Raw genomic sequence first — 22,664 nt, 5'->3', positions numbered from 1 at the left:
CACGCCACAACACCGAGGTAACCAGCGCGTTGTGCCATGATGGCGTCGTAATCAGGGGGATTTGTACCGATTTGACCAAAAGGGAGCACCCGGTGGTGGACTTTTCAGCGATCACCGGGCCGGTGGAGCGGTTGGTAGCTACCGCCCAGAACGGCCTGGAAGTGCTGCGCTACGGCGGGCTGGAGACCGGTGCCGTCCCGTCGCCGTTCCAGATCGTCGAGAGCGTGCCGATGTACCGCCTCCGGCGCTACTTCCCGCCGGACGCCCGTCCCGGCGCGGCGCCCGCGGGCTCACCGGTGCTGATGGTGCACCCGATGATGATGTCCGCGGACATGTGGGACGTGACGCGCGACGACGGTGCTGTCGGCATCCTGCACGCCGCGGGCCTGGACCCGTGGGTCATCGACTTCGGCTCACCGGATCAGGTCGAGGGCGGGATGGACCGCAATCTCGCGGACCATGTGGTGGGGCTCAGCGCGGCCATCGACACCGTCAAGGCGACCACCGGCAAAGACGTACACCTGGCGGGCTACTCGCAGGGTGGCATGTTCGCCTACCAGACCGCCGCGTACCGGCAGTCCCGCGATCTGGCCAGCATCGTGGCCTTCGGCTCCCCGGTCGACACGCTGGCCGCGCTGCCCATGAACATGCCGGCAAATTTGGCATCCGGCGTCGCCGACTTCATGGCCGACCACGTCTTCAGTCGCCTCAACATCCCGGGTTGGTTGGCGCGCAACGGTTTCCAGATGCTGGACCCGATCAAGACCGCGCAGTCACGGCTCGACTTCCTGCGCCAGCTGCACGACCGTGAGGCCCTGCTGCCGCGCGAACAGCAGCGCCGCTTCCTGGCCAGCGACGGCTGGATCGCCTGGTCCGGCCCGGCCATCGCCGAGCTGCTCAAGCAGTTCATCGCGCACAACCGCATGATGACCGGCGGTTTCGCCATCCACGGCAACCTGGTCACGCTGTCCGACATCACCTGCCCGGTGCTGGCCGTGGTCGGCGAGGTCGACGACATCGGTCAGCCCGCCGCGGTGCGCGGTATCAAGCGGGCCGCGCCGGAGGCGGACGTCTACGAATACCTCATCCGGGTCGGACATTTCGGTCTCGTCGTGGGTTCCAAGGCGGCCGGCCAGAGCTGGCCGACGGTGGCGTCCTGGGTCAAGTGGCTCGACGCCGGTGGGCCGATGCCGGCCGACGTGGTGCCGATGCCGCTGCAGTCCGATCTGCCGCGCGAGTCGGTGCCGTTGGCGACGCGCGTGGCACACGGCGCCGCGGCCGCCACGGAAATGACGTTCAGCCTGGCCAGCACCGCGGCGGACGCGGTGTTGACGGCGGGCAAGTCGGCGCGGGCGCTGGCCATCGAGACGGTTCGTACGTTGCCCCGGCTGGCCCGTCTGGGGCAGATCAATGACCACACGCGAATCTCGTTGGGCCGCATCATCTGCGAGCAGGCCCAAGGCGCGCCGGATGGTGAATTCCTGCTCTTCGACGGCCGCGTGCACACCTATGAGGCGGTGGATCGCCGCATCAACAACGTCGTGCGCGGTCTGATCGAAGTCGGTGTGCGACAGGGCGTTCGGGTCGGTGTGCTGATGGAGACCCGGCCCAGTGCGCTCGTCGCCATCGCGGCGTTGTCGCGTCTGGGCGCGGTGGCGGTGCTGATGCCGCCCGATGCCGACCTGGCCGTGGCGGCCCGCCTCGGCGGCGTCACCGACATCATCTCCGATCCGGCGAACCTCGATGCCGCGCGGCAACTGCGGACCCGGGTGCTGGTGCTCGGCGGCGGTGAGAACCGCGACCTGCACCTGAACAGCGATTCGTCCGCCGCCGATGACGTCATAGATATGGAGCAGATCGACCCCGCGGTCGTCGAGCTGCCCGGCTGGTACCGGCCCAACCCGGGCTACGCGCAGGATCTGGCCTACATCGCCTTCGCGAACGTCGGCGGCGAGCTCGTGGCCAGACAGATCACCAACTTCCGTTGGGCGCTCTCGGCATTCGGCACCGCGTCGGCGGCCAACCTCGGCCGCGGCGACACCGTCTACTGCCTGACTCCGTTGCACCACCAGTCCGGTCTGCTCGTGTCGCTGGGCGGGGCGGTTGTCGGCGGGGCCCGTATCGCGCTCTCGCGTGGCCTGCGACCCGACCGCTTCGTGCACGAACTGCGGCAGTACGGCGTCACCGTGGTGTCCTACACCTGGGCAATGTTGCGTGACGTCATCGACGATCCGTCGTTCGTGATCAACGGAACTCACCCGGTGCGGCTGTTCATCGGCTCGGGAATGCCGGCCGGGTTGTGGCGCCGCGTCGAAGAGGCGTTCCAGCCCGCGCACATTCTGGAGTTCTTCACGACCACCGACGGTCAGGCCGTGCTGGCCAACGTGTCGGGCCTCAAGATCGGCAGCGAGGGCCGGCCACTGCCGGGCGGCGGACAGGTCGCATTGGCCGCCTACGACGTCGACGACGATCTCATCCTCGAAGGCGACGACGGCTTCGTGGCGATCGCCGAGCCCAATGAGGTCGGCGTGCTGCTGGCCAAGCCGCGTGGACCCGTCGACCCGACGGCATCGGTCAAGCGCGGCGTCTTCGCGCCGGGCGACACCTGGGTGTCCACCGAATTCCTGTTCCGCCGGGACGACGACGGCGACTACTGGATGGTCGACAACCGCCGTTCGGTCATCCGCACCCCGCGCGGTGCGGTGTTCGGCAAGGAGGTGGGCAACACGCTGGGCCGTCTCGACGCCGTCGACATCGCCGTCACCTACCGGGTGCCGGTCGGCGACCGTGAGCTGGCGGTCACTGCATTGAGTCTGCGTCCCGGCGGCAGCGTGCTCGCCGCCGACCTCCGTGAGGCGTTCGTCGAGCTGCCGGTCGGGGTCGTGCCGGACCTGATCCACGTGGTGCCGGAGCTGACGCTGAACGCGTCGTATCGCCCGGTGCTCGCCGAGTTGCGCGCCTCGGGTGTGCCCGAATCGTCGGACAACTCGTGGCAGTTCGACGTCGACAGCGACACGTTCGTGCCGTTCACCCTGGCCGCCCATGCCGAATTGACCGGGACGAGCGGTCTGTCGTGACAGCCTGCCGGCGCCGGTCGGCGCTGTTAGGCTGCGCATGGTCATACCTGAATGGAGGACGCATGACGTCACACACCAGCCGTCGCCGGCGCGGTGTTGCCGGCGCGATTCTGGCGGGCGCCGTGGCTGCCGGAATGATGATGAGTCCCGCCGCTGCGCACGCCGACGTTCTCGATGACCTCGACGCCCAGTACGACATCGGTGCCAGCGGCGGTGACCTCTCGAAGCTGCTTCACACCGCGCTCAAGCTGCGTTCCCAGGGTTTCGGTCCGTCGAGGGGCAACCTCGCCGATATCGAGGCGGCCCTCGACCAGCGCCCCAACCAGGTACCGCTGATCCACGCCTTGCAGGACACCGTGAAGTTCCAGAAGCGCAATCAGGCCCGCGCCGCCGGTGCGAAGCCGCAGAACCCCATCGTCATCGGTGGCCCGGGTGGTCTGCCGCCCGGCCTGGTGCCGGGTACCGGTGGCTCGCAGATTCCGTTGGGTGGCTGACGCACGATGATCGACGAAGCGCTGCGCGCGATTTTGGTGTGCCCGCAGGACCGCGGTGAGCTGCTGCTGGTCGGGGACGAATGCCTGTACAACCCGCGGTTGCGTCGGGCCTACCGGATTGACGGTGGGGTACCGGTGCTGCTCATCGACGAAGCCGTCGACGTCACCGACGACGCCGAGCACCAGCGACTGCTCGACGCCGCCCGGCGCTAGCTCAGTGCCGGTAGGTCGCCGGTGAGGTAGCGCTGCAGGTTCGGCCCGATCGTTTCCACGATCTGTTGCACCGGAAGCGATCTGAACGGCTCGAGTTCCAGGATGTAACGCGCCATCACGACGCCGATCAGCTGGGAAGCGACGAACTGTACGCGGATTCGTCCGGTTCCGGCTGGATTGTCAACGCGCGCACCGACTTCGGTGGTGATGACGTCTTCCAGGAAGATTCGCATCAGGTTGACCTCGTCGCCGGCCAGCATCGAACGCAGTGCCGCGATGAATCCGACGCCGAGTTCGGAATCCCAGATCGGTAGCAACAGGGACGGCAGGGTGCGGCCCAGCTCATCGACGGGGGTGTTCCGCAGCGGTCCCAGCACCACCTGCGGGTCGATCGGAATGTGCACCGCCGCCGCGAAGAGCTGCTGCTTCGTCCCGAAGTAGTGGTGTACCAGCGCCGCGTCGACGCCGGCAGCCGACGCGATGGCCCGCACCGACGTGTTGTTGAACCCATTGCGGGCGAACAGATCCCGCGCACAGGTCAGGATCGTCTCCTTGGTGTCCGAGGGGCCGGTCGGCCGGCCGGGGGGCTTGCGGCGGGGCCGCGGTCCGGTCGCGGTCATGGGGTCCGACGGCGCAGGGTCGCGGCGGCCAGACACATGGTGACGACCGCGAACGCGATCACGATGACGATGTCCCGCACCGTCGTGCCGGTGATGTCGGCGTGGTCGGCCACCCCTCGGAGTGCCTCCAGAGCGTAGGTCGCGGGCAGCGCGTTGCTGATCCACCGTAGCCAGTCGGGCAGTACCTCACGCGGAACGATGATGCCGCACAACAACAATTGCGGCACTATCACCACCGGCATGAACTGCACGGCTTGGAACTCGGTGCGCGCGAAGGCACTGCACAACAGACCGAGGCCGACGCCGAGCACCGCATTGATGATCGCGATCAGGAAGACCAGTGCGGGACTGCCGGCGGTGTCGAACCCGAGGAACCAGAACGACACCAGACAGGCCAGCGTCGCCTGGGCGGCCGCGGCCACCGAGAACGCCGATCCATAGGCGGACAAGAGCTCCAGTCGGCGCAGGGGAGTGGTCAGGATCCGTTCCAACGTGCCCGACACCCGCTCGCGCTGCATGGTTATCGAGGTGATCAGGAACATGACGATCAACGGGAAGAGACCCAGCAGGATCAGGCAAGCGTTGTTGAATGGCGACAGTGTGCCGGGGCGGTGTGGCAGATCGTCGAACATGAAGTACATCAGGGTGATGACGGCGCTCGGCACCACCAGGATCATCGCCATGCTGCGGTGGTCGGCGGCGAGCTGACGCAGGATGCGGGTGGTGGTGGCCAGGTAGGGCCGCAACGTCAGGCGGTTCTGGCCGCGGTGCTGCGCCGGATGACGGTCAGAAACGCTTCCTCCAGCGATGAACATCCGGTGTCCTCTCGTAATTGGGTGGGCGTGGTGTGTTCGAGCAGGCGGCCTTCGCGCATCAGCAGCACTTCGCCGCAGTGGTCGGCTTCGTCCATCACGTGGCTGGACACCAACAGCGTGGTACCGCCGCGGGCAAGTCGGTCGAACTGCTCCCAGAGGTCGACGCGCAGCACCGGATCCAGTCCGACGGTCGGTTCGTCGAGCACCAGCAGGTCGGGTTGGGAGACCAGTGCGCAGGCCAACGAAGCCCGGGTTCGTTGACCGCCGGACATGTTGCCGCAGAACGCTGTTCGGTGATCTTGCAGCCCGACGGCGGCTATCGCGTCGTCGGCCGCGGTCTTGCCGGCGCCGGTCAGTGCGGCGAAGTAGCGCACATTGTCGATGACGCGCAGGTCGTTGTAGACCGTCGGGTCCTGGGTTACGTAGCCGACCCGACGGCGCAGATCCGCCGATCCGCCGGGCTTTCCGAGGACGGTGACGGTGCCCTTGGTGATGATCTGGGTGCCGACGATGGCCCGCATCAGCGTGGTCTTGCCGCAGCCCGACGGGCCGAGCAACCCGGTGATGCTGCCGCGCCTCACCTGCAGCGACACGTCGTCGATTGCGCGTCGGCTGCCGCGGACGACGGTCAGGCCGTCGATCCGAATCGCGACGTCAGGGGCATGATCCGCTAATTCATCAGCCGATGAACTCATCATATGATGAATAATCCGCTCGCGGCGTGGACATGTCAATGATCGGCTGCCGAACAGGCAGAATTACGGGCCATGAGCGCCGAGCACCTCGCCGTCGACCCGGTCACGGCGGCTCGCCGCCTGCTGGGGGCCACGCTGTACGGCCGTGACGTGGTTGCCACCGTGGTGGAAGTCGAGGCCTACGGCGGGCCACCGTCGGGACCCTGGCCGGATGCGGCAGCGCACTCGTACCGGGGCCCGACCGTCCGCAGTGCGGTGATGTTCGGGCCGGCCGGCCGCCTCTACACGTATCGCAGCCACGGAATTCATGTGTGCGCCAACGTGGTCTGCTGCACCGACGGGGTGGCGGGTGCGGTGCTGCTCCGCGCCGCCCGCGTGATCGACGGCGGTGACGTCGCGGAGGTTAGGCGGCGAGCCGGCATCACGCCCGTCGCGTACGCCCGCGGGCCGGGAAATCTGTGTGAGGCACTTGGAATCGCATTGGCGGACAACGGTATTGACCTGATGGATCGCCGGTCTCCGGTTCGGCTGGAACTCAATTCGCCGCTAGAGGGGAGCGCCGGCCCGCGCGTCGGAGTCAGCCAGGCCGCCGACCGGGCCTGGCGGTTCTGGTTGCCCGGTACCCCCGAGGTGTCGAACTACCGACGCAGTCCCCGGGCGCCGGCGCCGGGCGAGAGCGACTGATGGCGGTAGTCGATCTGCTATAGGGGAAGATCGACGTCGTGAGTACTGGCATCCTCGACGAACTGGACTGGCGCGGACTGATCGCGCAATCGACCGACCGCGAAGCGCTCGCCGCCGCGACGACCGATGGGCCGCTCACGCTGTATGCGGGCTTCGACCCGACCGCGCCCAGCCTGCACGCCGGACACCTGGTTCCCCTCCTCACGCTGCGGCGATTCCAGCAGGCCGGGCACCGTCCAATCGTGCTGGCCGGTGGTGCCACCGGGATGATCGGTGATCCCCGGGACAACGGGGAGCGGACGATGAACACCGCCGACACCGTCGCCGACTGGGCTGAACGTATCCGCGGCCAGCTGGAGCGATTCGTCGAGTTCAACGACTCCGGCAACGGTGCGATCGTCGAGAACAACCTCAGTTGGACAGCCGAGTTATCCGCTATCGAGTTCCTACGTGACCTGGGTAAACACTTCTCGGTCAACGTCATGCTCGACCGCGACACCATCAAACGCCGGCTCGAAGGCGACGGCATCTCGTACACCGAGTTCAGCTACATGCTTCTGCAGGCCAACGACTTCGTCGAGCTGCACAAGAAGCATGGCTGCAGCCTGCAGATCGGTGGCTCCGACCAGTGGGGGAACATCATCGCCGGCGTCCGTCTGGTGCGCCAGAAGTTGGGCGCGACCGCTCATGCACTCACGGTTCCGCTGGTCACCTCGGCCGACGGCAAGAAGTTCGGCAAGTCGACCGGCGGCGGCAATCTGTGGCTCGATCCCGAGCTGACCAGCCCGTATGCCTGGTACCAGTACTTCGTGAACGCGGCCGACGCCGATGTCGTCGGGTATCTGCGCTGGTTCACCTTCCTGTCCGCCGATGAGCTCGGTGAACTCGCGACCGCGACGACAGAACGTCCCCACGAACGGGCGGCGCAACGCCGGCTGGCACGGGAACTGACCACTTTGGTGCACGGCCAGGCCGCGACCGACGCCGTCGAATTGGCAAGTCAGGCGCTGTTCGGCCGTGCCGAACTCGGGGATCTCGACGAGTCGACGCTGTCGGCGGCACTGACCGAGGCCAGTAATGGCCAGGTCGCGGAGCTGACGCCGGGTGGTCCCGACGGGATCACCGACCTGCTCGTTGCCACCGGGCTGTCCAAGAGTCGTGGGGAAGCGCGCCGGACGGTCGCCGAGGGCGGCGTCTACGTGAACAACGCGCGGGTGGAAAGCGACGAGTGGGTACCACAGCCGACGGATTTTCTCGGTGAGCGCTGGCTGGTGTTGCGGCGTGGCAAGCGCCACATCGCGGGGGTGCGGCGGGTTGCCGGGTCTGGTCAGGACCAGCGACCCCTCTGACCAGGGGAAACGATCCGCTGACCTGGCGATTTGACTCGCTGTTAGCCCTGCCGTAACTTATTCCAGGTCAGAGCGACACGGACAAGCGCCGGAGAGCGAAGACCAAATCCGAGAGTAACACCCATTAAGTTGGGAGTTCCTCACTGCCCGCAGTACGGACCGCGGCTTTTAGCCGCGGGTTTGTTGCGCGGTCAGGCCGGGCGTGTTGTTTGAGAACTCAATAGTGTGTTTGGTGGTTTTTGTTTGTTGTTTTTTGACTGCACTCCGTGTTTTCCCGTTTGTGGGGTGTGGTTGTTTTTTTTGATGCCAGTTTGTTTGGTGTCTTTTGTTTGTGATCGGATTTTTCTGATTCGAATTCTGCCTGTCTTTGGATGGGACGTTTTTGTTTGGAGAGTTTGATCCTGGCTCAGGACGAACGCTGGCGGCGTGCTTAACACATGCAAGTCGAACGGAAAGGCCCTTCGGGGTACTCGAGTGGCGAACGGGTGAGTAACACGTGGGTGATCTGCCCTGCACTTTGGGATAAGCCTGGGAAACTGGGTCTAATACCGAATATGACCACGCTCTTCATGGGGTGTGGTGGAAAGCTTTTGCGGTGTGGGATGGGCCCGCGGCCTATCAGCTTGTTGGTGGGGTAATGGCCTACCAAGGCGACGACGGGTAGCCGGCCTGAGAGGGTGACCGGCCACACTGGGACTGAGATACGGCCCAGACTCCTACGGGAGGCAGCAGTGGGGAATATTGCACAATGGGCGCAAGCCTGATGCAGCGACGCCGCGTGAGGGATGACGGCCTTCGGGTTGTAAACCTCTTTCAATAGGGACGAAGCGCAAGTGACGGTACCTATAGAAGAAGCACCGGCCAACTACGTGCCAGCAGCCGCGGTAATACGTAGGGTGCGAGCGTTGTCCGGAATTACTGGGCGTAAAGAGCTCGTAGGTGGTTTGTCGCGTTGTCCGTGAAAACTCACAGCTTAACTGTGGGCGTGCGGGCGATACGGGCAGACTAGAGTACTGCAGGGGAGACTGGAATTCCTGGTGTAGCGGTGGAATGCGCAGATATCAGGAGGAACACCGGTGGCGAAGGCGGGTCTCTGGGCAGTAACTGACGCTGAGGAGCGAAAGCGTGGGGAGCGAACAGGATTAGATACCCTGGTAGTCCACGCCGTAAACGGTGGGTACTAGGTGTGGGTTCCTTCCTTGGGATCCGTGCCGTAGCTAACGCATTAAGTACCCCGCCTGGGGAGTACGGCCGCAAGGCTAAAACTCAAAGGAATTGACGGGGGCCCGCACAAGCGGCGGAGCATGTGGATTAATTCGATGCAACGCGAAGAACCTTACCTGGGTTTGACATGCACAGGACGCCGGCAGAGATGTCGGTTCCCTTGTGGCCTGTGTGCAGGTGGTGCATGGCTGTCGTCAGCTCGTGTCGTGAGATGTTGGGTTAAGTCCCGCAACGAGCGCAACCCCTATCTTATGTTGCCAGCGCGTTATGGCGGGGACTCGTAAGAGACTGCCGGGGTCAACTCGGAGGAAGGTGGGGATGACGTCAAGTCATCATGCCCCTTATGTCCAGGGCTTCACACATGCTACAATGGCCGGTACAAAGGGCTGCGAATCCGTGAGGTGGAGCGAATCCCTTGAAAGCCGGTCTCAGTTCGGATCGGGGTCTGCAACTCGACCCCGTGAAGTTGGAGTCGCTAGTAATCGCAGATCAGCAACGCTGCGGTGAATACGTTCCCGGGCCTTGTACACACCGCCCGTCACGTCATGAAAGTCGGTAACACCCGAAGCCGGTGGCCTAACCCTTGTGGAGGGAGCCGTCGAAGGTGGGATCGGCGATTGGGACGAAGTCGTAACAAGGTAGCCGTACCGGAAGGTGCGGCTGGATCACCTCCTTTCTAAGGAGCACCATTTACATGCCCTTCGGGGTTTCCCCCATCCCCGTACAAATTGCGGGAATTGGTGGTTGGGATTGTCGCCGGCGCCTGTAGTGGGCTTGTCCGGCGGGTGCATATGACAACGAACGCTGATCAGCTGGGATGACACGTTGATCGAAGAAATTGCCAGACACACTGTTGGGTCCTGAGACAACAGGCCCGTTCGCTTCTGCCCTGGTGGGTGGGAGACACCGTCCCGTTGGGGGTGGTGGGGGTTGTTGTTGCCTCACCGGTTTTGGTGGTGGGGTGTGGTGTTTGACTTGTGGATAGTGGTTGCGAGCATCTAATGCACGCAGAATGATGCGCCTGGAGGCTTCGGTTTCCGGGTTGTGTGTTCTGGGTGTGTTGATGTGCAATTTTGATTCTTGTTTTCAATTGGTTTTTTGTGTCGTAAGTGTTTAAGGGCGCATGGTGGATGCCTTGGCATCAGAGGCCGATGAAGGACGTAGGAGGCTGCGATATGCCTCGGGGAGCTGCCAACCGAGCGTTGATCCGAGGATGTCCGAATGGGGAAACCCAGCACGAGTTATGTCGTGTTACCCACGCCTGAATATATAGGGTGTGGGAGGTAACGCGGGGAAGTGAAACATCTCAGTACCCGTAGGAAGAGAAAACAATTGTGATTCCGTGAGTAGTGGCGAGCGAAAGCGGATGAGGCTAAACCGTATGCATGTGATACCGGGTAGGGGTTGTGTGTGCGGGGTTGTGGGACCTATCTTTCCAGTTCTATCCGGCTGGAGGGCAGTAAGAAAATGTCGTGGTTAACGGAAGTGGCTTGGGATGGCCTGCCGTAGAGGGTGAGAGTCCCGTACGTGAAAACCCGATGTCTGCCTTGATGGTGTTCCCGAGTAGCAGCGGGCCCGTGAAATCTGCTGTGAATCTGCCGAGACCACTCGGTAAGCCTAAATACCTTCTGATGACCGATAGCGGATTAGTACCGTGAGGGAATGGTGAAAAGTACCCCGGGAGGGGAGTGAAATAGTACCTGAAACCGTGTGCCTACAATCCGTCAGAGCCCTCCTTCGTGGTGGGGTGATGGCGTGCCTTTTGAAGAATGAGCCTGCGAGTCAGGGACATGTCGCGAGGTTAACCCGTGGGGGGTAGCCGTAGCGAAAGCGAGTCTGAATAGGGCGTATCCCGTAAGGGTGTAGTGGCGTGTTCTGGACCCGAAGCGGAGTGATCTACCCATGGCCAGGGTGAAGCGCGGGTAAGACCGCGTGGAGGCCCGAACCCACTTAGGTTGAAGACTGAGGGGATGAGCTGTGGGTAGGGGTGAAAGGCCAATCAAACTCCGTGATAGCTGGTTCTCCCCGAAATGCATTTAGGTGCAGCGTTGCGTGTTTCTTGCCGGAGGTAGAGCTACTGGATGGCCGATGGGCCTCACCAGGTTACTGACGTCAGCCAAACTCCGAATGCCGGTAAGACAAAAGCGTGGCAGTGAGACGGCGGGGGATAAGCTCCGTGCGTCGAGAGGGAAACAGCCCAGATCGCCGACTAAGGCCCCTAAGCGTGTGCTAAGTGGAAAAGGATGTGCAGTCGCGAAGACAACCAGGAGGTTGGCTTAGAAGCAGCCACCCTTGAAAGAGTGCGTAATAGCTCACTGGTCAAGTGATTGTGCGCCGATAATGTAGCGGGGCTCAAGCACACCGCCGAAGTCGCGGCATCCGCAAGGATGGGTAGGGGAGCGTCCTGCATCCAGTGAAGCAGCCTAGTGATGGAGCTGTGGAGGGTGTGGGAGTGAGAATGCAGGCATGAGTAGCGAATAGGCAAGTGAGAACCTTGCCCGCCGAAAGACCAAGGGTTCCTGGGGCAGGCCAGTCCGCCCAGGGTGAGTCGGGACCTAAGGCGAGGCCGACAGGCGTAGTCGATGGACAACGGGTTGATATTCCCGTACCCGTGTGTGTGCGTCCGTGATGAATCCATTGTGCTAACCATCCAAATGGCACGTGATGATCCTTTCGGGGATCACGTGTTGCCGGCTGCGTGGGACCCTGGTGGGTAGTAGTCAAGCGATGGGGTGACGCAGGAAGGTAGCCGTACCGGTCAGTGGTAATACCGGGGTAAGCCTGTAGGACGAACGATAGGCAAATCCGTCGTTCATATGTCTGAGAGGTGATGCATAGCCGAGTGAGGCGAATTCGGTGATCCTATGCTGCCAAGAAAAGCCTCTAGCGAGTGCACACATGGCCCGTACCCCAAACCAACACAGGTGGTCAGGTAGAGAATACTAAGGCGTACGAGTTAACTATGGTTAAGGAACTCGGCAAAATGCCCCCGTAACTTCGGGAGAAGGGGGACCTCCATACCGTCAAGGCCTTCGCGGCCGGCAGCGGGAGGGGGTGGCACAAACCAGTGAGAAGCGACTGTTTACTAAAAACACAGGTCCGTGCGAAGTCGCAAGACGATGTATACGGACTGACGCCTGCCCGGTGCTGGAAGGTTAAGAGGACCTGTTAACTCCTTCGGGGGTGAAGCGGAGAATTTAAGCCCCAGTAAACGGCGGTGGTAACTATAACCATCCTAAGGTAGCGAAATTCCTTGTCGGGTAAGTTCCGACCTGCACGAATGGCGTAACGACTTCTCAACTGTCTCAACCATAGACTCGGCGAAATTGCACTACGAGTAAAGATGCTCGTTACGCGCGGCAGGACGAAAAGACCCCGGGACCTTCACTACAACTTGGTATTGGAGTTCGGTACGGTTTGTGTAGGATAGGTGGGAGACTGTGAAGCGCACACGCCAGTGTGTGTGGAGTCGTTGTTGAAATACCACTCTGATCGTATTGGGCTTCTAACTTCGGACCGTATATCCGGTCCAGGGACAGTGCCTGGTGGGTAGTTTAACTGGGGCGGTTGCCTCCTAAAATGTAACGGAGGCGCCCAAAGGTTCCCTCAACCTGGACGGCAATCAGGTGTTGAGTGTAAGTGCACAAGGGAGCTTGACTGCGAGACCTACAAGTCGAGCAGGGACGAAAGTCGGGACTAGTGATCCGGCACCCCCGAGTGGAAGGGGTGTCGCTCAACGGATAAAAGGTACCCCGGGGATAACAGGCTGATCTTCCCCAAGAGTCCATATCGACGGGATGGTTTGGCACCTCGATGTCGGCTCGTCGCATCCTGGGGCTGGAGCAGGTCCCAAGGGTTGGGCTGTTCGCCCATTAAAGCGGCACGCGAGCTGGGTTTAGAACGTCGTGAGACAGTTCGGTCTCTATCCGCCGCGCGCGTCAGAAACTTGAGGAAACCTGTCCCTAGTACGAGAGGACCGGGACGGACGAACCTCTGGTCTACCAGTTGTCCCACCAGGGGCACCGCTGGATAGCTACGTTCGGACAGGATAACCGCTGAAAGCATCTAAGCGGGAAACCTCTTCCAAGACCAGGTTTCTCACCCTTTTAGAGGGATAAGGCCCCCCGCAGACCACGGGATCGATAGGCCAGACCTGCACATCTAGCAATAGATTCAGGGAACTGGTACTAACCGGCCGAAAACTTACACACACCAAAAAAGAACCAGTGTGTAAACCAAGAACATTCGCACATCAATGCGCGCAACCACAATCCACACAACAGTCGAACAGACCACACCCCACCACCAAATAACACCCCAAAAGGGTGTTACAAGGAACCGGTGGAGGCGTAATTAAATAGAGTTACGGCGGCAACAGCGGCAGGGAAACGCCCGGTCCCATCCCGAACCCGGAAGCTAAGCCTGCCAGCGCCGATGATACTGCCCTGCACGGGCGGAAAAGTAGGACACCGCCGAACACAAATTAGGAATCACCCCCCACATTTATGTGGGGGGTGATTCTATTTGAGGGATTTCCATTTCTCGGCTCGGAAATATGCGCCGTGCCGGCGACGTTCGGTTCGGCGCCGGTGCTCGGATGGCAAGTTTCGCGGCTTGGGGCCGTATTCTGACCTGAGATTTCGTAGGGAAAGGTTCCAGTGGTCGACAACAGGCAGGGCGGCGATCGTCGCCCCTCGCGCAGAGACGACGGCGACGGACGGCGGGGACAGTGGCCTCAGCGCGACCGCGCGCAGGCGCCCAGACGGCCCGGCTCCGATCGGAACGGTCGGCCGCCTCAGTCGCGTGATTCCGCAGCACCGTCGGATCGGCCGACTGGTCCCAGGCTGCCTGACGACGTCGAAGCCAAGCAGCTGTCACCCGAGGTGCGCCGTGAATTGACGACCCTCGACAAGGCGACGGCGGATTACGTGGCCAAGCATCTGGTCATGGCCGGCGATCTGCTGGACGAGGACCCGGAAGCGGCTCTCGAGCACGCACGCGCCGCACGCGGCCGTGCTTCGCGGATCGCGGCGATCCGCGAAGCCGTCGGTATCGCGGCCTATCACTGTGGTGACTGGGCGCAGGCCCTGTCGGAGCTGCGTGCCGCCCGACGGATGGGGAGCAAGTCACCGCTGTTGGCCCTCATCGCCGACTGCGAGCGTGGCGTCGGCCGTCCGGAGCGCGCCATCGAGTTGGGTCGCAGTCCCGAAGCCGAGCAGCTCACCGGTGACGATGCCGACGAACTGAAGATCGTCCTCGCCGGCGCCCGGTGCGACCTGGGCCAGCCGGCACAGGCCTTGGCGCTGCTGTCGAATCCGCCGCTCGATTCCACCAGGACCGGCCAGACCGCGGCTCGCCTGTTCTACGTGTACGCCGAGACCTTACTGGCCCTCGACCGCACGAATGACGCACTGCAGTGGTTCCTCCATGCGGCAGCCGCTGACCTGGAAGGCGTCACGGACGCCGAGGACCGCGTCGCCGAATTGGGCTGATGTGACGACGCTGGCTCAGCTGCACGACTGTCTGCTCCTGGATCTCGACGGCACGGTGTTCCGTGGTCATGAGGCCACCGAAGGGGCGGTCGCCGCGCTCGCCGCGGTCACATCGCGGAAGCTCTACGTCACCAACAACGCGTCGCGAAGCCCTTCCGAGGTGGCTGACCACCTCGATGCGCTGGGCTTCTCCGCGCACGCCGACGATGTGGTGACCAGTGCCCAGAGCGCGGCACACCTGCTGGCATTGCAGCTCCCTGCTGGAGCGAACGTGCTGGTTATCGGGACCGATGCACTGGCCGCGGAGGTCATCAACGCCGGGCTGAACCCCGTTCGCCAGTTCGCCGAAGAACCCGTCGCGGTCGTGCAGGGACATTCGCCCCAGACCGGCTGGGCCGATCTGGCCGAGGCGGCTCTGACCATCCGAGCCGGTGGCCTCTGGGTCGCGGCGAACGCCGACAAGACGCTGCCGTCGGAACGTGGACTCCTGCCGGGCAACGGGTCGATGGTCGCTGCGCTTCAGACCGCGACCGGACAGGTGCCGCAGGTCGCCGGCAAGCCGCAGCCCACACTGATGAACGACGCCCTGGCCCGCGGCCGGTACGAGGCCCCATTGGTCGTCGGGGACCGGCTCGACACCGACATCGCCGGAGCCAATGCCACCGGTCTACCGAGCCTGATGGTGCTCACCGGGGTGAACAGCGCGGCCGACATGGTCCACGCCATCGCCGCCGAGCGTCCGGACTATCTGGCCGCTGATCTGCGCTCGCTGGACGCCCCGGCAGACACATTGCGGATCGGGCCGCACCCGGCCTGGCAGGTGGAGACATCGGGCAACGACGTCATCGTCCACGCCACCGGTGAACCCGTCGACGACGACCTGTCGGTGGTGCGCGCGACCGCCGGCGCGGTGTGGGCCGGTGCCGACGGCCGCGTGCGGATCGCGGCGGGGGACGACACGGCACGCGCGGCATTGGATCGGTGGTCGCTGCTCGGCGGCACCCATCCGCTAGCGTGAACATCGCTATGAGTACCGATCCTGACCAGATCCGCGAAGACATCGCGGTCCTGCTGTCCCACCTCCCGGATCTGTCCGGCGAAGGTGACGAGACGCCGGACCTCGAGGCTGTCGCGGCGGGTTTGGACCACGCCCACAATCTGCTGGTCCGGGCCCTGGAATCGGTCGAGAAGGGGTGATCGCACGTGACGCGACGCGCACGTGTTGATGCCGAACTCGTCCGGCGTGGGCTCGCCCGGTCTCGTCAGCAGGCCGCCGAACTGATCGAGGCCGGCCGGGTGACGATCGACGGCATGCGGGCATCGAAGGCTTCGACCGCGGTTACGCCCGCGGCCAACCTCCTGGTCGCCGAATCCGCGGAACGCAGCTGGGTTTCCCGTGGTGCGCACAAGCTCATCGGCGCCCTCGACGCGTTCGGCGTATCGCCAGAAGGACGGCGCTGCCTCGATGCCGGGGCTTCCACCGGGGGATTCACCGAGGTGCTGCTGGATCGCGGCGCGCGCGAAATCGTCGCGGCCGACGTCGGCTACGGCCAGCTGGCGTGGTCGTTGCGGTCCGATGATCGCGTCATCGTCATGGAGCGGACCAACGTGCGGGAGCTCACCGCCGAAGCCATCGGCGGTCCCGTCGACCTCGTGGTGGCCGATCTGTCGTTCATCTCGCTGGCCACCGTCCTACCGGCACTGACCGCATGTGCGTCGACCCAAGCCGATATCGTTCCCATGGTGAAGCCGCAGTTCGAGGTGGGCAAGGATCGAGTCGGAGCCGGTGGTGTGGTCTCCGACCCGGAATTGCGTGCCGACGCCGTGTTGACGGTGGCGCGGCGGGCAACTGAACTCGGCTGGCACGCCGTCGACGTCACGGCCAGCCCGCTGCCCGGTCCGTCCGGCAACGTCGAGTACTTCCTGCGGCTGCGCGCCACCACCGATGAGCCGCTGGCAGGCGATGCTCTCGTCGCCGCCGTCGGCCGCGCGGTTGCCGAGGGACCCCAGTGATGCGCGAACGCACTGTCCTGCTGGTCATCCACACCGGCCGCGACGAAGCCACCGAAACCGCAACCCGGGTCGAGAAAGTGCTGGGCGACAACGGAATCGGATTGCGTGTGCTCGCCGCCGAGGCCGTCGACCGTGGCACCCTGCACCTGGCGCCGGACCACATGCGGGCAATGGGTGTCGACATCACGGTCGTCGACCCGGACCAGCATGCGGCCGAGGGCTGCGAACTGGTCCTGGTGCTCGGCGGTGACGGCACGTTCCTGCGGGCAGCTGAGCTGGCCCGCAATGCCGAGATCCCCGTGGTCGGGGTGAATCTCGGCCACATCGGGTTCCTGGCGGAGGCCGAGGCCGAGGCAATCGACCACGTCCTCGAACGCATCATCGACAAGGACTACCGCGTCGAAGAGCGGATGACGCTCGACATCGGGGTGCGCGTGGACGGCGAGATCGTGCAGCGCGGGTGGGCCCTCAACGAGGCGAGTCTGGAGAAGAGCAGCCGGTTCGGTGTGTTGAGCGTGGTGCTGGAGGTCGACGGCCGCCCGGTGTCGGCGTTCGGCTGCGACGGTGTATTGGTGTCGGCGCCCACCGGCTCGACGGCGTATGCCTTCTCCGCGGGCGGCCCGATTCTGTGGCCGGATCTGGAAGCAATCCTGGTGGTACCCAACAACGCTCACGCCCTGTTCGCCCGGCCGATGGTGACCAGCCCCGACGCATCGATCGCGATCGAGGTCGAGGCAGGCAACAATGACGCCATGGTGTTCTGCGACGGCCGTCGCCAGATGGTGGTCCCGGCCGGTGGCCGGCTGGAAGTCACGCGCTGCGATGTCTCGCTGAAGTGGGTCCGTCTCGACAGCGCCCCGTTCTCGGATCGTTTGGTGCGCAAATTCCGGTTGCCGGTGAAAGGGTGGCGCGGCCAGTAATGCTGACCGAGATTCGCATCGAGGCGCTGGGCGCCATCAGTGCGGCCACGGCCGAATTCGGCCGTGGTCTGACTGTGCTGACCGGGGAAACCGGCGCCGGTAAGACCATGGTGGTCACCAGCCTGCATCTGCTGGGTGGGGCGCGGGCCGATCCCAGCCGGGTACGTTCGGGCTCCGCCCGCGCGGTCGTCGAAGGTCGTTTCACCACAACCGAACTCGGCGACGGGGTATCCGAGCGGGTCGATGGGATTCTGGAGGCCTCGGGCGCGGACCGGGACGACGACGGCAGCGTCATCGCCGCGCGGTCGGTGAGCAAGGACGGGCCGTCGCGGGCGTACCTGGGCGGCCGCAGCGTGCCGGCGAAGTCGCTGGCGACATTCACCACCGAACTGCTTGCCCTGCATGGGCAGAACGACCAGCTGCGCCTGATGCGTCCGGACGAGCAGCGCGGAGCCTTGGACCGCTACGTCGACGTGACGGGACTGCTGGCGAAGTACCGCAAGCTGCGGGACGAATGGCTCACCGCCCGAAGAGATTTGATCGACCGGCGGAACCGCGCCCGGGATCTCGCCATGGAGGCCGACCGGCTGCAGTTCGGTCTGGGCGAGATCGACGCCGTCGCGCCGGAAGCCGGCGAGGACGAGGCGTTGGTGGCCGATATCCGTCGGTTGTCCGAGCTGGACGCGCTGCGGGACGCGGCGCAGACCGCCCGTGCCGCGCTGTCCGGAGAGCTCGGCGACGGGCCGTCGGACGACGCCGGCTCTGCACTCGATGCGGCGGCGCAGGCCAAGTCGGTGTTGTCGGCGACGGACGACTCGGTGCTGCAGGCCCTTGGCGACCGGCTGAGTGAGGCGTTGGCGGTGTTGGGCGACGTGTCCGGCGAACTGGGCGATTACCTCTCCGAGTTGCCCAGTGACGCAAGCACTTTGGAATCCAAGTTGGCCCGGCAGGCCGAGCTGCGCAACCTCACCCGTAAGTACGCCGCCGATATCGACGGGGTGTTGCAGTGGGCGGCCGACGCCCGGCAGCGGCTGTCGCAGCTCGACGTCTCCGAAGAGGCGTTGGCCGAACTGCAGAAGCAGGTCGACGAACGGCACGACAAGGTGGTGCTGGCCGCCGCCGACGTCACCAAGGCCCGGACCAAGGCGTCCAAGTCTCTGGCCAAGGCGGTCACCGCCGAGCTGGCGGGGCTGGCAATGGGCGGCGCCGGATTCAGCATCGCGGTCTCGCCGCTGGAGGCTCGCGCCGACGACAGCGCGCCGCTGACCTTGCCGGACGGCACTGCCGTGCATGCCGGCCATGACGGCGTCGACGCCGTGGAATTCGGATTCACGCCGCATAGCGGCTCGGACGTGCTGCCGCTGGCCAAGAGCGCGTCGGGCGGTGAGTTGTCCCGCGTGATGCTGGCGCTCGAAGTGGTGCTGTCCGCGTCCGCCGAGGGCACCACCATGGTGTTCGACGAGGTCGACGCCGGTGTCGGCGGCCGGGCCGCCGTGCAGATCGGTAAGCGTTTGGCCCGGCTGGCTCGTACCCACCAGGTCATCGTCGTGACGCATCTGCCGCAGGTCGCGGCCTACGGCGACGTGCACCTCGTGGTGGAGAGCGGACCGAAGTCGAGCCGCGTGGTCCGCCTCGAGGATGATGAGCGGGTCGCCGAACTGGCCCGCATGCTGGCCGGACTCGGCGACACCGACAGTGGTCGCGCGCATGCCCGCGAGCTGCTGGCGGCGGCGCAGCAGGAGCACGCCGCACCGTAACGGTCAGGCGGGGTTGGCGGGCGAGAGCTCGGCCCGGCCCCACCGCAGTGGGCTGACGTCGGTCAGCTCGATCACCTCATCCACGGTGAATTCGACGCAGCACTGGGGTCCCTCGCCCCAGATGATCTCGGCGGTGCCGGTCAGCTGCAGGGTGGTCCCGGTCTCCCAGTCCGGGATCAGCAGTCCGCAGCGCGGGTGGGCGCTGATGTTGCCCAGCGTCATGAACATCGAGTTCCCGCGATAGTCCGGCCACCGCAGCCGGTTCGGCGAAAGCACCTGCAGGAAGCCGGGATTGCCACCGCGGTGCGAAGCATCGGCGTTGCCGTCCGGATCGGTCGATCCGATGAAGAAGGTGTCGGCGCGTTCGATGAGCTGCTGCGTGCGCTCGTCGAGCACGTCGGCGCCACGGACGATCGGGTGAGACGCCACTTCCGCGACCTGGTCGATGTGCCTGCGCGAGATGTACTTCGGGCAGTTCGAGTACACCTGGTCGGGATGGATCCGCAGCCCGGCCGGGATGTCCGCGCCGGCCGGTTGGGCGATGCCGTTGACCCGCATGCGGCGACGGGTCTGCGGTTCGATGGCGATCATGCCGACCTGTTGGTCGGGGCGGCGGAGGATGTCGTGGAGCGGGTCGCCCGGGACGGGCAGGGCGTCGACCGCGATGGTCTGGTCGTCGTCGGCATGCACGAAGCCGGCGGGGCCGGTGACCAGACTGGCCCACACCCGACCCGCGTCGTCGGTCGCGGCGAGCACGATCATCGGCTGCTCGACCAGGAAGGCCGCCGCGGCGGCCGGAATCTCCGTACGGATCATCCGGCCGACGCGGGCAGCGATCTCCGACTGCCCCATGCGCCGCTGCACTGCCACCTCACCGGCGTGGTAGCCATTCATGGCGCGACTCAGAAGAATCCGCAGGTGGGGGCGGCGCCGCTCGGCGCCGGTGCGGTCTCCGCGCCATTCGGTGCGTAGATCTCCAGCCGGATGCCGTCGGGGTCGGTGAAGAAGATGCCACCCGATGCGGCGCCCTCTCCGTGCGCCACCACGCCGTCGTGGGCGAACGTCACACCCAGTTCTTTGAGCGCCGACTCCACGGTTTGGACCTGCTCGATGGTGTCGACCTGGAACGACAGGTGGTGCAGGCCTGGGGTCTTGGCGGAGAACGCGCCGTCGCTCTGCTGCCACAAGGTCAGTCGCAAAGTGCCTTCGGAACCCAGGAACGCGAAGCGGTGATCGCCCTCGTCGCTGATGCCCAGTTGTTCGAAACCCAAAGCCCGCCGGTAGAAGTCGACGGACCGCGACAGGTCGGTGACGTTCAACCCGACGTGTCCGGGCGCGAGCTTGGGTGTGATGGCGGTGGTCATCGGTTCCTCCGTTGTAACTAGTTAAGTGACATTTGAAGGTTAGAATCGGAGTCGCAAGGTGTCAACCACCAAAATAGAAATAGATGGTTAGCGGACTGTCGGGAGGCTGTCGATGCAGGAGAGGCGGTTAATCTCAGTTATGCGTGATCCGCGCCCGCATGTCGGCGAACCCCTCGCGCTGGACCTGCTGAACACCCGGTGGATGTCGGCGGACGGGCCTCAGGATCTCCTGACCGATGTGGCGGGGCTCCGATGTTGGCTGGTGGCCAACGATCTCGGTGACCGGTGCGCTGCCGACGAGAAGACCCGCGCCGCGGTGGTGCGCGCGCGGGAGGCGATCTTGCGAGTGGTCACCGGCGGCCCGGCCGATGACGTGAACGAGGTCCTGGACCGCGGGCGCATCCGGCGCAGCCTCGCCGACGGCGAGCCGCGGGATGACGTGGATGTGCCGCGACCCGAATGGCTGCCCGGGTGGCTCGCCGCCGACAACCTGCTGCAACTGCTCGCCGAGTCGGCCGGCCGGATCAAGCAGTGCGCGCATCCGCACTGCGTCCTCTGGTTCTACGACACGTCGAAGAACGGCACCCGGCGCTGGCACTCGATGACCACGTGTGGAAACCGCGCCAAGGCGGCTCGGCACTACGCAGCGAAGCGAGATTGAGACCATTCGGCTGTTACGGATGTGACAAAAGAAAACTTCTGAGGCTGATGTTACGGCGCGCCTCCACCTCAACTTGAGGGTTCGTCGACAGAATCGACGCATGAAGATGGCAGCGCTGCTCACCCGAAATGCCGGACCGAAGCCGGGCGTGACTGGAACCGCCCGCGTTGACCGCGACATCGACCGACTGCTGCGCCGCGTCGGCCCGGGGGACATCGTCATCCTCGATGCACTCGACCTGGACCGCATCACCGCCGACGCGCTGGTGGAGGCCGAGGTTGCGGCCGTCGTGAACGCATCGTCGTCCATCTCCGGCCGCTACCCGAACCTGGGCCCGGAAGTGCTTGTCGCCAACGGGGTTACGTTGATCGACGAAACCGGCCCCGAGGTCTTCAAGAAGGTCAAGGACGGCGCCAAGGTGCGGCTGCACAACGGCGGCATCTACAACGGCGACCGTCGGCTGGTTCTCGGTAACGAGCGCAACGACGAGCAGATCCACGAGATGATGCACGAGGCCAAGAGCGGCCTCGTCGCGCACCTGGAGGCCTTCGCCGGCAACACCATCGAATTCATCCGCAGTGAGAGCCCGCTGTTGATCGACGGCATGGGTATCCCGGACATCGACGTCGACGTGGCCCGCCGGCATGTCGTGGTCGTGACCGACGACCCCAGCGCCGAGGGTGACCTCAAGGCCATCAAGCCGTTCATCAAGGAGTACCAGCCGGTGCTGGTCGGTGTCGGGGCCGGCGCGGACGTGCTGCGCAAGGCCGGCTACCGGCCCGCGCTGATCGTCGGTGACCCCGAAGAGATGAGTGCCGACGTGCTGCGGTCCGGCGCCCAGGTGGTGCTGCCGGCCGACGCCGATGGCCACGCGAAAGGCCTTGAGCGGATTCAGGATCTGGGCGTCGGCGCCATGACCTTCCCGGCTGCCGGCTCGGCTGCGGACCTGGCGCTGCTGCTGGTCGACCACCACGGTGCCGCGCTGATCGTCACCGCCGGCCACCGCGCCAACATCGAAGAGTTCTTCGACCGCACCCGGCAGTCGAGCACCCCGTCGACGTTCCTGACCCGCCTGAAGGTGGGGGAGAAGCTGGTCGACGCCAAAGCCGTTGCGACCCTGTACCGCAGCCGCGTCTCCGGCGGCGCCATCGCGCTGCTGGTGCTGGCGATGCTGGTGGCCGTCATCGTCGCGCTGTACGTCGCGCGCGCCGACGCCACCGTCCTGCACCTGGTGACCGACTACTGGAACCGCTTCCTGCTGTGGGCCCAGGGTCTGGTGAGCTAGC

At 64.8% G+C, this 22,664-nt stretch carries 18 protein-coding genes and 3 rRNA genes; 16 read left to right on the top strand and 5 right to left on the bottom strand.

What is annotated here, in order from left to right; all coding sequences use genetic code 11:
* The first annotated feature begins 92 nt into the window (after positions 1 to 92).
* The 3 genes from ACWW1C_RS16060 to ACWW1C_RS16050 all read left to right on the top strand — a co-directional run bounded on the left by ACWW1C_RS16060 (position 93) and on the right by ACWW1C_RS16050 (position 3,784).
* The gene (locus ACWW1C_RS16060; protein WP_455979312.1) at positions 93 to 3,077 is read left to right on the top strand and encodes an acyl-CoA synthetase; all 2,985 of its coding nucleotides are present in this window, start codon (positions 93 to 95) and stop codon (positions 3,075 to 3,077) included.
* Between the two features lie 62 nt (positions 3,078 to 3,139).
* The gene (locus ACWW1C_RS16055; protein ID WP_455979311.1) at positions 3,140 to 3,571 is read left to right on the top strand and encodes a hypothetical protein; all 432 of its coding nucleotides are present in this window, start codon (positions 3,140 to 3,142) and stop codon (positions 3,569 to 3,571) included.
* A gap of 6 nt (positions 3,572 to 3,577) precedes the next feature.
* A complete protein-coding gene (locus ACWW1C_RS16050; protein WP_155898933.1) occupies positions 3,578 to 3,784 on the top strand; it encodes a Trm112 family protein in 207 nt (68 codons plus the stop codon).
* Here the strand turns inward: ACWW1C_RS16050 and ACWW1C_RS16045 are convergent.
* From ACWW1C_RS16045 to ACWW1C_RS16035, 3 genes are read right to left on the bottom strand one after another with little or no spacing between them, the layout of a single operon-like run.
* Positions 3,781 to 4,404: a TetR/AcrR family transcriptional regulator gene (locus tag ACWW1C_RS16045; protein ID WP_455979310.1), complete on the bottom strand. Its 624-nt coding sequence runs from the start codon at positions 4,402 to 4,404 to the stop codon at positions 3,781 to 3,783. The two genes, ACWW1C_RS16050 and ACWW1C_RS16045, sit on opposite strands and share 4 nt — an antisense overlap.
* On the bottom strand, positions 4,401 to 5,219 hold the full coding sequence (locus ACWW1C_RS16040) for an ABC transporter permease (RefSeq protein WP_455979309.1): 819 nt from the start codon (positions 5,217 to 5,219) through the stop codon (positions 4,401 to 4,403). Before ACWW1C_RS16040 ends, ACWW1C_RS16045 begins: the two co-directional genes overlap by 4 nt.
* A complete protein-coding gene (locus tag ACWW1C_RS16035) occupies positions 5,153 to 5,917 on the bottom strand; it encodes an ABC transporter ATP-binding protein (RefSeq protein ID WP_455979308.1) in 765 nt (254 codons plus the stop codon). Before ACWW1C_RS16035 ends, ACWW1C_RS16040 begins: the two co-directional genes overlap by 67 nt.
* 69 nt (positions 5,918 to 5,986) lie before the next feature.
* Here ACWW1C_RS16035 and ACWW1C_RS16030 point away from each other — a divergent pair, with 69 nt between their 5' ends.
* The 11 genes from ACWW1C_RS16030 (at position 5,987) to recN (ending at position 19,353) form a co-directional block, all read left to right on the top strand.
* Positions 5,987 to 6,598 (top strand): DNA-3-methyladenine glycosylase, encoded by a 612-nt coding sequence (locus ACWW1C_RS16030; protein WP_455979307.1) that lies wholly within the window; start codon positions 5,987 to 5,989, stop codon positions 6,596 to 6,598.
* A gap of 38 nt (positions 6,599 to 6,636) precedes the next feature.
* Positions 6,637 to 7,947, top strand: a complete 1,311-nt coding sequence (gene tyrS, locus ACWW1C_RS16025) for a tyrosine--tRNA ligase (protein WP_455979306.1) — start codon at positions 6,637 to 6,639, stop codon at positions 7,945 to 7,947.
* 383 nt (positions 7,948 to 8,330) lie between these two features.
* Positions 8,331 to 9,847: ribosomal RNA gene (locus ACWW1C_RS16020) — 16S ribosomal RNA — on the top strand.
* Between the two features lie 427 nt (positions 9,848 to 10,274).
* Positions 10,275 to 13,382: ribosomal RNA gene (locus ACWW1C_RS16015) — 23S ribosomal RNA — on the top strand.
* 153 nt (positions 13,383 to 13,535) lie between these two features.
* Positions 13,536 to 13,649 (top strand): 5S ribosomal RNA (gene rrf, locus ACWW1C_RS16010).
* Together the 16S, 23S and 5S rRNA genes form the textbook arrangement of a ribosomal RNA operon.
* Before the next feature lie 180 nt (positions 13,650 to 13,829).
* Complete coding sequence (locus tag ACWW1C_RS16005) at positions 13,830 to 14,663, top strand: tetratricopeptide repeat protein (protein ID WP_455979305.1); 834 nt, start codon at positions 13,830 to 13,832, stop codon at positions 14,661 to 14,663.
* 1 nt (position 14,664) lies between these two features.
* Complete coding sequence (locus ACWW1C_RS16000) at positions 14,665 to 15,681, top strand: HAD-IIA family hydrolase (RefSeq protein WP_455984305.1); 1,017 nt, start codon at positions 14,665 to 14,667, stop codon at positions 15,679 to 15,681.
* A gap of 8 nt (positions 15,682 to 15,689) precedes the next feature.
* Complete coding sequence (locus ACWW1C_RS15995) at positions 15,690 to 15,860, top strand: hypothetical protein (protein WP_090562517.1); 171 nt, start codon at positions 15,690 to 15,692, stop codon at positions 15,858 to 15,860.
* Between the two features lie 6 nt (positions 15,861 to 15,866).
* Positions 15,867 to 16,676, top strand: a complete 810-nt coding sequence (locus tag ACWW1C_RS15990; RefSeq protein WP_455979304.1) for a TlyA family RNA methyltransferase — start codon at positions 15,867 to 15,869, stop codon at positions 16,674 to 16,676.
* Complete coding sequence (locus ACWW1C_RS15985) at positions 16,676 to 17,596, top strand: NAD kinase (protein WP_455979303.1); 921 nt, start codon at positions 16,676 to 16,678, stop codon at positions 17,594 to 17,596. Before ACWW1C_RS15990 ends, ACWW1C_RS15985 begins: the two co-directional genes overlap by 1 nt.
* Positions 17,596 to 19,353 (top strand): DNA repair protein RecN, encoded by a 1,758-nt coding sequence (gene recN / locus ACWW1C_RS15980; protein ID WP_455979302.1) that lies wholly within the window; start codon positions 17,596 to 17,598, stop codon positions 19,351 to 19,353. The genes ACWW1C_RS15985 and recN overlap by 1 nt, the downstream gene beginning before the upstream one ends.
* Before the next feature lie 3 nt (positions 19,354 to 19,356).
* Here recN and ACWW1C_RS15975 read toward each other — a convergent pair whose 3' ends face one another.
* Both ACWW1C_RS15975 and ACWW1C_RS15970 read right to left on the bottom strand, forming a co-directional pair.
* On the bottom strand, positions 19,357 to 20,247 hold the full coding sequence (locus ACWW1C_RS15975) for a pyridoxamine 5'-phosphate oxidase family protein (RefSeq protein WP_455979301.1): 891 nt from the start codon (positions 20,245 to 20,247) through the stop codon (positions 19,357 to 19,359).
* 8 nt (positions 20,248 to 20,255) lie between these two features.
* The gene (locus ACWW1C_RS15970) at positions 20,256 to 20,717 is read right to left on the bottom strand and encodes a VOC family protein (RefSeq protein WP_455979300.1); all 462 of its coding nucleotides are present in this window, start codon (positions 20,715 to 20,717) and stop codon (positions 20,256 to 20,258) included.
* A gap of 139 nt (positions 20,718 to 20,856) precedes the next feature.
* Here ACWW1C_RS15970 and ACWW1C_RS15965 point away from each other — a divergent pair, with 139 nt between their 5' ends.
* Both ACWW1C_RS15965 and steA read left to right on the top strand, forming a co-directional pair.
* Entirely contained in the window at positions 20,857 to 21,378 is a 522-nt protein-coding gene (locus tag ACWW1C_RS15965; protein ID WP_455979299.1) for a CGNR zinc finger domain-containing protein, read from the top strand.
* A gap of 100 nt (positions 21,379 to 21,478) precedes the next feature.
* Positions 21,479 to 22,663, top strand: coding sequence for a putative cytokinetic ring protein SteA (steA, locus tag ACWW1C_RS15960; protein WP_455979298.1), 1,185 nt, complete (start codon positions 21,479 to 21,481; stop codon positions 22,661 to 22,663).
* Position 22,664: the final 1 nt, after the last annotated feature.

Source organism: Mycobacterium sp. HM-7, from assembly GCF_053852335.1.
This window is presented reverse-complemented; position numbering and strand designations above follow the sequence as displayed.

Coding starts and splice junctions, on each gene's coding strand:
- ACWW1C_RS16055 (WP_455979311.1), top strand. CDS start 3,140: ATGACGTCACACACCAGCCGTCGCCGGCGCGGTGTTGCCGGCGCGATT.
- ACWW1C_RS16050 (WP_155898933.1), top strand. CDS start 3,578: ATGATCGACGAAGCGCTGCGCGCGATTTTGGTGTGCCCGCAGGACCGC.
- ACWW1C_RS16045 (WP_455979310.1), bottom strand. CDS start 4,404: ATGACCGCGACCGGACCGCGGCCCCGCCGCAAGCCCCCCGGCCGGCCG.
- ACWW1C_RS16040 (WP_455979309.1), bottom strand. CDS start 5,219: ATGTTCATCGCTGGAGGAAGCGTTTCTGACCGTCATCCGGCGCAGCAC.
- ACWW1C_RS16035 (WP_455979308.1), bottom strand. CDS start 5,917: ATGATGAGTTCATCGGCTGATGAATTAGCGGATCATGCCCCTGACGTC.
- ACWW1C_RS16030 (WP_455979307.1), top strand. CDS start 5,987: ATGAGCGCCGAGCACCTCGCCGTCGACCCGGTCACGGCGGCTCGCCGC.
- ACWW1C_RS15995 (WP_090562517.1), top strand. CDS start 15,690: ATGAGTACCGATCCTGACCAGATCCGCGAAGACATCGCGGTCCTGCTG.
- ACWW1C_RS15985 (WP_455979303.1), top strand. CDS start 16,676: ATGCGCGAACGCACTGTCCTGCTGGTCATCCACACCGGCCGCGACGAA.
- recN (WP_455979302.1), top strand. CDS start 17,596: ATGCTGACCGAGATTCGCATCGAGGCGCTGGGCGCCATCAGTGCGGCC.
- ACWW1C_RS15975 (WP_455979301.1), bottom strand. CDS start 20,247: ATGAATGGCTACCACGCCGGTGAGGTGGCAGTGCAGCGGCGCATGGGG.
- ACWW1C_RS15970 (WP_455979300.1), bottom strand. CDS start 20,717: ATGACCACCGCCATCACACCCAAGCTCGCGCCCGGACACGTCGGGTTG.
- ACWW1C_RS15965 (WP_455979299.1), top strand. CDS start 20,857: ATGCGTGATCCGCGCCCGCATGTCGGCGAACCCCTCGCGCTGGACCTG.
- steA (WP_455979298.1), top strand. CDS start 21,479: ATGAAGATGGCAGCGCTGCTCACCCGAAATGCCGGACCGAAGCCGGGC.